The sequence below is a fragment of the Stutzerimonas nosocomialis genome, assembly GCF_005876855.1.
Classification (GTDB): Bacteria; Pseudomonadota; Gammaproteobacteria; order Pseudomonadales; family Pseudomonadaceae; genus Stutzerimonas; species Stutzerimonas nosocomialis.
Genome location: NZ_QLAE01000002.1, coordinates 40958 through 52694 on the forward strand (window position 1 = coordinate 40958; position 11737 = coordinate 52694).

General features: G+C 67.1%; 8 protein-coding genes. 4 read left to right on the forward strand and 4 right to left on the reverse strand.

The features are described from left to right. Positions 1-44 precede the first annotated feature (44 nt). On the reverse strand, positions 45-431 hold the full coding sequence (locus tag DN824_RS01345; protein WP_138406596.1) for a response regulator: 387 nt from the start codon (positions 429-431) through the stop codon (positions 45-47). A gap of 64 nt (positions 432-495) precedes the next feature. Beyond that, entirely contained in the window at positions 496-4662 is a 4167-nt protein-coding gene (locus DN824_RS01350) for a PAS domain S-box protein (protein ID WP_138406597.1), read from the reverse strand. A 481-nt stretch (positions 4663-5143) separates the two neighbouring features. Between DN824_RS01350 and desA the strand changes: the two genes are divergently transcribed. Further along, entirely contained in the window at positions 5144-6334 is a 1191-nt protein-coding gene (gene desA, locus DN824_RS01355; protein ID WP_138406598.1) for a delta-9 fatty acid desaturase DesA, read from the forward strand. A 140-nt stretch (positions 6335-6474) separates the two neighbouring features. Continuing rightward, on the forward strand, positions 6475-7464 hold the full coding sequence (locus tag DN824_RS01360) for a GGDEF domain-containing protein (RefSeq protein ID WP_138406599.1): 990 nt from the start codon (positions 6475-6477) through the stop codon (positions 7462-7464). A gap of 15 nt (positions 7465-7479) precedes the next feature. Here the strand turns inward: DN824_RS01360 and DN824_RS01365 are convergent, their stop codons facing one another. Together DN824_RS01365 and denD are read right to left on the reverse strand one after the other, a co-directional pair. After that, a complete protein-coding gene (locus DN824_RS01365; RefSeq protein WP_138406600.1) occupies positions 7480-8886 on the reverse strand; it encodes a GntP family permease in 1407 nt (468 codons plus the stop codon). 58 nt (positions 8887-8944) lie between these two features. Further along, the gene (gene denD / locus DN824_RS01370) at positions 8945-9901 is read right to left on the reverse strand and encodes a D-erythronate dehydrogenase (RefSeq protein WP_138406601.1); all 957 of its coding nucleotides are present in this window, start codon (positions 9899-9901) and stop codon (positions 8945-8947) included. A gap of 194 nt (positions 9902-10095) precedes the next feature. On the opposite strand from denD, the gene DN824_RS01375 reads away from it, so the two are divergent. Both DN824_RS01375 and ltnD read left to right on the forward strand, forming a co-directional pair. Beyond that, the gene (locus tag DN824_RS01375) at positions 10096-10806 is read left to right on the forward strand and encodes a FadR/GntR family transcriptional regulator (RefSeq protein ID WP_138406756.1); all 711 of its coding nucleotides are present in this window, start codon (positions 10096-10098) and stop codon (positions 10804-10806) included. Between the two features lie 22 nt (positions 10807-10828). After that, positions 10829-11737, forward strand: coding sequence for an L-threonate dehydrogenase (gene ltnD / locus DN824_RS01380; protein ID WP_138406602.1), 909 nt, complete (start codon positions 10829-10831; stop codon positions 11735-11737).

Below are 11737 nucleotides of genomic sequence, written 5' to 3' on the forward strand. Positions count from 1 at the left end.
GTTTGCCTGGTGCTCGGCTCATCGGGATCGCTCCGGCGGCGCCATCAGCCTCGTCCGGCTTGCCAGATGGATTTCACCTGGCCAGCCAGCAGCATGGGGTCGAACGGCTTGATGATCACTTCCCGAGCACCCAGCCCGCGCAGGTACTCGACTTCGTTGGGTTGCACCTTGGCGGTCATGAAGGCCACCGGGATCTCGGCCAGGTCGAGGCACTCGCGCAGCCGCGCGAGGGTCTCGGGGCCATCCATGCCGGGCATCATCACGTCGAGCAGGATGAAGTCGGGCGCGAACGCCCGGGCCTGTTCCAGGGCTTCGGGACCGGACGAGCAGCACAACACCTCGTACCCGCCGACCACCTCCAGCGCGACCTTGGTCACCGCCTGGATGGAGGGATCATCCTCGACATGCAGAATTCGCCTCAGCTCGTTCATCGTCTCGCCCCGTTGAGTGTAGTGTGCCCATGCTGGCATGGCCGCATGCGGAAAGCAGCCGCCATCACCGGGAGGTCTCCGCGACCTCGTCGGCCAGCGGCAGCTCGAACCAGAAGGATGCGCCCTGGCCTGGTCTGCTGTCGAAGCCGATCCGTCCGTGCATGCGTTCCACCAGCTCCTTGCTGATCGCCAACCCCAGGCCGGTGCCGCCCTTCTGGCGGGTGTCGGAGGAGTCGGCCTGGGAAAATTTCTGGAAGATGCGGGTCTCGAATTCCGGGTCGATGCCGGGGCCGCGGTCGGTCACGCTGACCCGCACCCCGCTGCCCTGGGCGCGGACCGCGACGACCACCACCTCGCCGGGCGGCGAGAACTTGGCCGCGTTGGACAGGAAGTTGGCCAGCACCTGCTCCAGCCGGGTCTCGTCGACCATCACCTGCCAGTCGCCCACCGGTTCGAGGACGAAGCGCACCTGGTGCTGCTCGGCGTAGGGCTGGTGGCTGCGCAGCGCCTCTTCGAGCAGCGGGGCCAGCGGCAGCGGCCGCAGGTTGAACACCATCTTGCCGGCGACCAGCTTGTCCATGTCCAGCAGATCGTCGATCAGGCGGCCCAGGCGCAGGCTGTTCTGATGGGCGATGCCGAGCATCTGGCGCATCGGGCCCGACAGCTCGCCGAGCGCGCCGCCGGTGATCAGCCCCAGCGCGCCGCTGATGGAAGTCAGCGGCGTGCGCAGCTCGTGGCTGACGATGGAGACGAATTCGCTCTTCATCCGTTCGATGCGCTTGCGCTCGGTGATGTCGCGCACCAGGCCGATGAACTTGCCCGCCCCGTCATGGCTGACCTGCGATACCCGAAGTTCCACGGTGAACGGCTCGCCATCGCGGCGGATCGCGGTCAGTTCGTGATCGAGCGCTTGGCGCGCGGCCATCTCCCCGGCCGGCTGGCCGCCGTCGCACAGGATGGCCGCTTCGGGCAGCAGCAGGGACAGCGGGCGGCCGAGGACTTCGTGCTCCAGATAGCCGAAGGTGCGCTCGGCCGCGTGGTTGAAGGTCTCGATGGTGCCGCTGTCGTCGGTGATGATGATCGCGTCGATGACGTTGGCGATCAGCAGGCGCAGGTAGCGCTCGCGCTCCTGCACCTCGTGCTCGGCCTGGGCGCGCTCGGTGATGTCCTGGATGATCGACCAGACCAGCGGCTGGCCGTCGTCGCCGGTCATCAGCGCGCCGTTGAGCAGCACCGGCACCTGGGTTCCGTCGGCGTGGCGCAGCAGCGTTTCGTAGGGGCCGTGGAAGCCGTCGCGGGTGAGCAGGTCCAGAGCCTGGGAGTCGCCGGCCAGGGTGGGCATCAGGCTCAGGAAGCCGAGGTCGGCCAGGGCCCTATCGTCGTAGCCGCTCATCCGGCACAGCTGCGGGTTCCACTCCAGCATCCTGGCGTCGGAGAGCCGGCTCAGCACGATGCCCACCGGCGCCAGGCGGTAGAGCGCGGCGAAGCGCTCCTGGCTCAGGCGCAAGGCGCTTTCGGCCTGCACCCGTTGGGTGATGTCCCAGATGAAGCCGTCGTAGCCGACGATCTCGCCGCGGCGATTGCGCTGCGCGCGGCCCTTCTCGCGCACCCAGACCACCTGCTGGTCGGTATTGATCAGGCGGTAGGTGCGCTCGAAGACGTCCTCGTTCTGCCGTTGCCGGGCGGCGTTGAACGCCGGGAGGTCCTCGGGGTGGACCAGGCTGGCGAAGCTGCGCACGCGGCTGTCGATCAGCTCCTCGACCCGGTAGCCGGTCAGCCGCTCGATGCCCTCGCTCAGGTAGCTCATCGTCTGGCTGTCGTCGTTGCGGCTGTTGTAGACCACCCCGGGCAGGTTGCTGACCATGCCGCGGAAGCGGCTTTCGCTCTTCTGCAGCGCGCGGGTGGTTTCCATCAGCTCGGTGACGTCGCTGGCGAAGCCCAGAAAGCCGGTGAGCTGCCCCAGGGCATCGGTGATGGTGCTGATGGTCAGGTTGAGCTGGCGAACCCGGCCGTCGGGGTGCAGGAAGCGCCAGTGGCGGGTTTCCGGGGTGCCGGTACGGGCGATCGCCGAGAGCGTCTCGAAGCCTTCGATGGGGCGGCCCAGGGCGGCGCTGAGGGCTCGCGCGCGCTCGGCCAGCTGCGCCTCGGGCAGCAGCGCCGCGGCATTGAGCGTGCCGACCACGTCGCCGGCCTTGTAGCCCAGCAGCAGCTCCGCGCCGGCGTTGAACAGGGTGAGGGTGCCCTGCGGGTCGGTGGCGATGATCGCCACTTCCGACGAGGAGTCGATCACCGCCTCGAGGAAGGCGCGGGCGCGACGGATGGCCTCTTCCTGCTCGTGCTCGCGGCTGACGTCCTTGAGCGTGCCGTACATCATCAGCGGCTCGCCCTCGGCGTTGCGGCTCAGGACCTGGCCGCGTACGCGCACCCAGACCCAGTGGCCGTCGCGGTGACGCAGCCGGTAATCATGCTCGAACAGCGCCTGTTCGCCGTGGAAATGCCAGGCCAGGGCTTCGGCCGCGGAGAATTCGTCGTCCGGGTGGACCAGGCGTGCCCAGAGGCCGATGTCGACCGGCCCCAGGCTGTCCAGGGTGTGGCCGATGATTTCGGCCCAGCGCGGGTTGATCGTCAGCGCGCCGGTCTGCACGTTCCATTCCCAGGTCCCGGCCTGGGTCGCCTCCAGGACGCCGGTCATGCGCTCGCGCTCGACCTTGATGCGCTGGTCGATCGCCTTGCGCTCGGTGATGTCGGCCATGAAGCCGTGCCAGAGCACCGAACCGTCGTCGCGCGCTTCGGCGGTGGTGTAGCCGCCGATCCAGGTCAGGCCCTTCTGCGGATGGAGGATGCGGTACTCGAAGCTGCCCGAGCGCAGTTCGTTCGACCATTTGCGAATGGTCCTGTGCGCGTCGTCGTGGTCGTCCGGGTGGATGGTGGAGAAGGCCAGCGACGGATCCTGCATCAGCGCCTCGGCGCTCACGCCATAGAGATCCCGGCAGCCCTCGCTGACGTAGGGGAAGCTGTAGGCGCCCTCGGGCGTGCGGATCATCTGGTAGACCATGCCGGGCAGCAGGCTGGTGATCTTCTGGGTGCGCTCGAGCAGTTCGGCCCGCTCGCGCTGCTGCTGTTCGCGGGTGAGCAGGTGTTCGCGCTGGGCGTTCAGCCGCCAGCGATGCAGCAGGAGCAGGGCCAGCAGCAACAGCTCGGCGAGCAGCCAGGCGCTGGACCACTTGCGAAACAGCCGCTGGTTGCCCGCCTCGTGCTCCTCGCGCTGCTCGGTGACGTCATGCCAGACCATCGCCCTGGCCAGGGGCTCGCGGGCCGGGTCCCGTTCGCTGTGGACGTCGTGCAGCGGAAGCTGGCTGAGCAGGAAATGCCGCCCGCCGGATTCCAGCTGACGGGCCGCAAGCCCGTCTTCCGGCGCGGCCAGCAGTTTCCGCTCGACCCAGTCGAGCAGGTGCTCGGCCGAGCGGCCGTCGAGCAGCCAGTCGCCGCTGTCGCCGAGGGGCTGGCCGTGCGGCTGCTGCCAGAGGCTCTGTTCGAGCTGCTGGCGATCGGTGATCAGCGCCAGGCCGGCGTCGATCTGCTTCTGCAGCACGGCCAGGTCCGGAAGGATGTCCAGGCCGACTTCCAGGGCGCCGATCACCGGGCTGGCCGGGTCGTCGCTGGCCCGCAGGGGGACGATCGCGCGGTTGCCGGCGCCGTTGCGGGCGATGTCCAGGCCGGAGGCGGGGCGACCCTGCTCCAGCACGTTGCGCAGCAGTTCGCGGTGCTGGGCCACGTCGTCGCCATGGGCCTGCGGATCGTGCAACCGCAGCAGGGATTTGCCGGCCTCGCCCCAGTAGAGCTCCAGTTGCCGCACCTGGTGTTGCGCCATGGCCTGCCAGGACGGCGCGAGTATGGCGTGCAGGCGTTGGCGCAGGGCCTGCACGGCGGGAGCGTCGAGGGCGGCGCCGCTGCGCAGCTGGGCGTCGATCTGGCGCACCACCTCGAGCATCTCGGTGTCGCGTGCCAGGGTGCCGGCGAGCGATTCGGCCTGCTTGAGCAGGCCTTGCTGCGCGTTCTGCAATGCCTGGGTCTGAAAGCGCCCCTGGCGCTCCATCTGCTGTTGCCACAGCCCGTCGCGCACCCGGTAGCCGTCGTAGGCCAGGAAGGCGAAGAACAGGCTGAGCAGGAGTGTGCCGATGACCAGGGGCGTTACGGGAGCCAGGTGTGTGCCGATTCTTGTTGTTGTCATACAGGCTTTTCGAACGAGCGCCGCTTGAGATTGCGCAACGAGAGCCTTCGCAGGGGGCCGGCCGGTGGCCGCGCGGGCGAGGCATCGCTACGGTAGCGTGCAAGAGTGATGGCCGGCACCCTTGGCTGGCAAGCGCGCGGCGCCGGTCGGCTGGTCTTTCTCGCACACCGCCCAAGCAAGCTTAGCGTCTCGCCGCGGGTCTGGCCTGAAACATCCGGTCGATGTTCCGTCGAGGGTCGCCACGGGGGCGACGAAATCCTTGCCGATCGAGCGAGCAGGCCGAGAGGACGCATGGTTCGCGGGGTGCGAAGACAATCGGACATGGCGACGGTTCCTCTGGAAGCCGGTGCGTCATCAGGCAGAGCGACGATCGGTTATTTTCTATCGGCAGGGGGGCTGGTGTTATTGAGCCTCGGGCCGATAATGCAGTGCAGGTCGCCCGAGCCTGCCCACTTCCCGACTCCGAGGCAACAGATACGCTATGTGGTACAACGGTCTTCTCAACCTGTCGGTCTGGCAGCTCGTGGCCGTCACGCTGGCTGTGACGCACGTGACCATCGTCGCGGTGACGGTGTACCTGCACCGCTATTCCGCGCACCGCTCCCTGGAGCTGCACCCTGCGCTCAAGCATTTCTTCCGTTTCTGGCTGTGGCTGACCACGGCCATGAATACCCGCGAGTGGACCGCCATCCACCGCAAGCACCACGCCAAGTGCGAAACCGCCGAAGACCCCCACAGCCCGGTGCAGAAGGGCCTGGGAACCGTGTTGCGGCGCGGCGCCGAGCTCTACATGGAAGAGGCCAAGAACGAGGAAACGCTGCGCATCTACGGCAAGAACTGCCCGGATGACTGGATCGAGCGCAACCTCTACAGCCGCTTTCCGAACCTCGGCATCGTGCTGATGCTGGCGCTGGACCTGGCGCTGTTCGGTGTCATCGGCCTGACCGTCTGGGCGGTGCAGATGATCTGGATTCCGTTCTGGGCGGCCGGCGTGGTCAACGGCCTGGGCCATGCGGTGGGCTACCGCAATTTCGAATGCCGCGACGCGGCGACCAACCTGGTGCCCTGGGGCATCATCATCGGCGGCGAAGAGCTGCACAACAACCACCACACCTACCCGAACTCGGCCAAGCTTTCGGTGCGCAAGTGGGAGTTCGACATGGGCTGGGCCTGGATTCGCCTGTTCAGCCTGCTGAGGCTGGCCAAGGTCAACCGCGTCGCGCCCATCGCCCACCGCGTCGAGGGCAAGGGCCAGCTGGACATGGACACCGCCATGGCCATCCTCAACAACCGCTTCCAGATCATGGCCCAGTACCGCAAGCTGGTGATCGCGCCGCTGGTGCGCCTGGAGCTGGCCCGTGCCGACGCCTCGGTGCGTCACCATTTCCGCCGTGCCAAGCGGCTGCTGTCGCGTGAGCCGAGCCTGCTGGAAGATCACCACCACGCACGCATCGCGGTCATGCTCGAGCAGAGCCACTCGCTGCGGGTGATCTACGAAAAACGCCTGGCGCTGCAGCAGATCTGGTCCAAGACCAGCGCCAACGGCCACGACATGCTGGCCGCGATCAAACAGTGGATCCACGAGGCGGAAGCCAGCGGCATCCAGTCCCTGCGCGAGTTCGCCGAGCAGCTCAAGACCTACTCGCTACGTCCTGCAACCGCTCTGGCATGAGCCTTTCGGGGGCGGCCCGGGTGGCCGTCCCCCGCTAGGGAACTTGCTCAAAGGCGCGCTATCTGACATGCATCTTGTCACGGGGTGGCCCCCCGCACGCGGCTGCAGGTGTCCTGGAGCCGGCCTTTGGGTACGCGGTCATGAAGCTGGGAGAGCAAGGCGTTACGGGGAAGGAGTCGCCGGGAACCGAGGCGGAAACATTGCTCGCGCTGATGCATGCGCGCGCGGAGGTCGCGCGGCTCAGCGAGCGCGAACAGATGTTCAGCTCACTGCTCGGCAGCCTCAATGCCGTGTTGTGGGCGTTCGACTGGAAAGCCCAGCGGATGATCTACGTCAGCCCCGCCTACGAGCGGGTGTTCGGCCGTTCGGCCGCGCTGTTGCTGGCCGATTACGGCGAGTGGCGCAACAGCATCTACCCCGACGACCTGGACTACGCCCAGAGCACCCTGCTCGACGTGCTCGACTCGGGCGCGGTGGAAGAGCGCGAATACCGCATCATCCGCAGCGATGGTCAGCTGCGCTGGCTCAGCGACAAGTGCTTCATCGCCCGTGACAGCGAGAACGGCAAGGGCCCGCTGGTGGTGGGCATCGCCGAGGACATCACCGACAAGAAGCAGCTGGAGGGCGAGCTGCAACGCCTGGCCACCACCGATGTGCTCACCCAGAGCAGCAACCGCCGGCACTTCTTCGAATGCGCCCAGCGTGAATTCGAGCATGCCCGCCAGTACGCCACGCCGCTTGCGTTTCTGTTGCTGGACATCGATGACTTCAAGCGCATCAACGACACCTACGGCCACCCGATGGGCGACCAGGTGCTGCAGAAGGTCGCCCAGTGCGGCGCCTCTACGCTGCGCCGGGGCGACCTGTTCGGGCGGATTGGCGGCGAGGAATTCGCCGCGGTGCTGCCCGGCTGCGCACCGGACCTGGCCGAGCAGATCGCGCTGCGCCTGCAGCGCGAGATCCGGCGCCTGGGCTTCGTCTCCGAAGGACGCCTGTTCCGTGTCACCGTGAGCCTGGGCCTGACCTCGCTCAACGCCAACGACCTGCTGCTCAACAGCCTCTTCGCCCGCGCCGACGCCGGCATGTACCAGGCCAAGCGCCAGGGCAAGAACCAGATCGTCCTGACCTGAGGCGGCTGGCGGCGGTCAGCCCAGGACGGCGTTGAACAACAGGAGCGTGATCAGCGCGCTGAGCCAGCCGAGGGTTGAAGGAACCGACCAGGTCAGCAACTGTTGCTTGGCGTTCTTCACCCCGAGCATCCGGTTGACCACCCAGAAGTAGCTGTCGTTGAAATAGCTGAAGACCATCGAACCGATGGCCGCGGCCTGGGCGGCGAAGACCATGTTGACGTCGGGGATCGACGCCAGGATCGGTGCTGCGATGGACGCCCCGGTGATCATCGCGACAGTACCGCTACCCTGGATCAGGCGCACCAGCGAGGCGATCACGAAGGGAATCAGCACGGCTGGCAACGGAAGGGTGGCTACCCACTCCCCCATGTATTGACCCGCGCCGCTGTCGCGCAGCACCGCGCCGAGCGCTCCGCCGGCGCCGGTCACCAGCAGGATGATCCCGGCGCTTTCCACGCCTTTCTCCATCTCCGCGATGACTTCATCGCGCGGGCGACGCGGCACCAGACCATAGAGCGCCGCAATCACGCCGAGACCGACGGCGATCACGGGGTTCCCGATGAACGCGACGGTCTGGCCGAAGAGGCTCTGGGCCAGGGTGCTGTCGCCGTTGAGCTTGGAGAGGGTGACCACCAGGGTGTTGGCGAAGATCAGCAGGATGGGCAGCAGGATCGGCAGCATCGAAAGCCACAGCGGCGGCAGCTGGGCTTCGCGGGCGTCGGCGCGTTCGAGCACTTCGCGGTAGGCGGCGGCCGGCTCGATTGGCGGTTGCCCGCTCTGGGTGATCATCGCCTCGATGCGCGGCCCCATGATGCGTGCGTAAGCCACCAGCACGAACATTCCGGGAATGGTGAACACCACGCCCCAGAAGATCATCAGTCCGACGTCGATGTTGAAGATTCCGGCGATGCCCAGCGGGCCCGGGGTCGGCGGCACCGCATGGTGGGTCAGCATCAGGCCACCCGCCAGCGCGATGCCCAGGGTGAGCATGGATTTGCCGGTATTGCGCGACAGGGCGCGCACCAGCGGATTGAGGATGACGAAGGCCGAATCGCAGAAGATCGGCACCGAGACAATGTAGCCGGTGACCATCATCGCCCACTCCTCGCGCTTGCTGCCCAGCCAGCGGACGAAGCTGTAGGCCATGCGCTCGGCCGCGCCGGAGACCTCCAGGAGGCGGCCCATCATCACGCCGAAGCCGATGACCAGGCCGATGGTCGACAGCGTGGCGCCAAAGCCGGTGGTAATGGATTTGACCAGCGCGTCGGGTGCCATGCCGCCGACCAGGCCGGCGATGGACGCGGCGATGATCAGCGCCAGCAGCGCATGTATGCGAGTCTTCAGGACCAGCACGATCAGTACGATGATGGCCAGGACCAGGCCGACCATCAACTGCGGACCGGCGATGGAAGTTGCGTCCATGGGTAATCCCTCTTGTTGTTATTGGATGGAGCAACGGCGCCAGGTTGGCGCCGTTTGGTTAGCGATTCATGTCGCGCTGGTGAGCCCTCACCACGCTGTCGAAGTCCGCATCGACAGCAAAGCCCAGCTGCAGCGGGCGCTCGATGTCGAAATCTCCGGGCCAGCTGCAGACGATGCGTTGTACGCGCTCGTCCGGCTCGAAGCTGACCCGCGCACGCGCCGCGTCGCCACCGACGCGGGCGAGGCTGTCGAGCATCTCGCTGACCCGCACGCTGATACCGGGAAGATTGAGGGTGCGGCGCAGGCCTAGCGTCTTGCCATCCAGACGCGCGGCGTGCACGAGGTTGTCGATAACGGTCTGCGGGGACGACAGCCACAGGCGGGTATCGAGCGGCACCGGGCAGTTGCTCGCCTCGCCTGCCAGCGGCTCGCGCAGAATCCCGCTGGCGAACGACGAGGCCGCGGCGTTGGGCTTGCCCGGACGCACGGAAATGGTCGGCAGGCGGCACACGCGACCGTCGACGAAGCCCTTGCGCGAATAATCGCTGATCAGCAGTTCGGCCATCGCCTTCTGCGCACCGTAGGAGGATTGCGGTAGCGGCGCGAGCGATTCGGGCACTCGCTCGGGCATCGGCCCGCCGAATACCGCCAGGGAGCTGGCGAAGACGAAGCGTGGCGCTTGCGCCTGCTGACGGCAGGCCTCCAGCAGGATGCGGGTCGCATCGAAGTTGACCCGCATGCCGAGATCGAAATCGGCCTCGGCCTGGCCGCTGACGACCGCAGCCAGGTGATAGACCAGGGCTGTATCCGAATCGACCAGCGAGGCGATGAAGACCGGATCGGACACATCGCCCGTGTAGGACACCACGCGCGGGTCCTTCACCGGACAGGGCGCCAGGTCGACCGAGACGATGGTGCTGCCCGCCGGCAGCAGGTCGTTCGCAGCGGGCGCCAGCAGCGCCTCGATCAGACGGGCACCGAGAAAGCCGGCACCTCCGGTTACCAGGATCTTCATGCATCGCACTCCGCTTCAGGAGAATATTCGGGGCCGTGGATAGGCATGCCCCATTCTTGTTATCGACGAATCAGGTGACAGGTAGTTGTCATGTTGTATGATGAATTTACTGTTGGTGCAACCGTTCGCACCGCTCTTCTTTGCCCTCCGTACCGGCAAGGAGCTGCGATGGTTGCCGGGAGACCCGAGTGAATATGCTGAACGACGCCACCCCCAAGCTGGCCGAACGACTGGCCAAGCGCCTGAGCACGGCGGTTCATGAAGGCCGGTTGACCGCCGGGACTCGGCTGCCTACCGAGCAGGCACTGTGCGAGCAGTACGGCGTGAGCCGCACGGTGGTGCGCGAGGCCATTTCGATGCTCAAGCGCGAGGGCATGCTCACCTCGCGCCAGGGCAGTGGCACCTTTGTCGTTCCCAACCCTTCGGTGGCGCTGCGTCTGTCGCCGCCGCAGGGCAACTTCGAGGCCGTGGTGGAAATTCTCGAGCTTCGCAGCGCCCTCGAGATCAAGGCCGCCGAGCTGGCTGCGGCGCGCCGCAGCAACGCTCAGCTGCGGGCGATGCGCAATGCCTTGGCGGAACTCGACGAGGCGGTCGAGCGCGGCGAGGACGGGGTGCGCGAGGACCTCGCCTTCCACCGCTCGGTGGTCGCGGCCACGGGTAACCAGCACTTCCTCGAAACCATCGATTTCCTGCACCAACTGGTGCAGCAGGCCATCAGCGTGACCCGTCGCAACGAGGCGCGTAATACCCGCTACATGCACCAGGTCGATCGGGAACATCACGCACTGCTCGACGCGATCGCCGCCGGTGACAGCGAGGCGGCGCGACGCGCGGCCTCTGCCCACCTGCACAACGCCGAAGCCCGCCTGCGTGAAGCGCGAAGCGAGGCCGACATCTTCCTATAACAACCACAAGAGGATTAACCCGATGACAGCGACTTCCAGCGTTGGCGTGATCGGCCTCGGCTCCATGGGCCTGGGCATGGCGCGTTCCCTGTTGCGAGCCGGGCTGCCGGTATGGGGCTACGACCTCCGCGAGGCGGTGTGCCGGGCCTTCGTCGCGGAGGGCGGCCAACCGGTCACCGCGCTGGCCGACAGCGCGGCGTCCAGCGACCTGCTGTTCATCGTGGTGGTCAACGCTGCGCAGACCGAGCAGTTGCTCTTCGGCGAGCAGGGCATCGCCATACACCTGCGCCCGGGCACCGTGGTGATCGCCTGCGCGACCATTTCCGCTACCGCCGCCCGGCGTCTTTCCGAGCGGCTGGCCGAACGGCAGGTGCTGATGCTCGATGCGCCGATCTCAGGGGGCGCGGTGCGCGCCGCCGCCGGCGAGCTGACGGTCATGGCTTCGGGCCCTGCCGCCGCATTCGAACGGGCCGAAACGGCGCTCGGGGCGGTTGCCGCCAAGGTCTACCGCCTGGGTGACGAAGCCGGCCAGGGCTCGCAGATCAAGCTGGTCAACCAGTTGCTCGCCGGCGTGCACATCGCCGCCGCGGCAGAGGCCATGGCCTACGGCATACGCCAAGGCTGCGACCCGCAGGCGCTGTATGAGGTGATCAGCCACAGCGCCGGCAATTCCTGGATGTTCGAAAACCGTGTGCCGCACCTGCTGGCCGGCGATTACCAGCCGCGCTCGGCGGTGGACATCTTCGTCAAGGACCTGGGGCTGGTGCTCGACAGCGCACAGGACGCCGTCTTCCCGCTGCCACTCACCGCCAGCGCGCACCAGATGTTCAAGCAGGCGTCGGCTGCCGGGCTCGGCCGCGAGGACGACATCGCCGTGGCGAAGATCTTTCCGGGCGTGCGCCTGCCCGCCGCTGCCAACGAGGAGATGTGA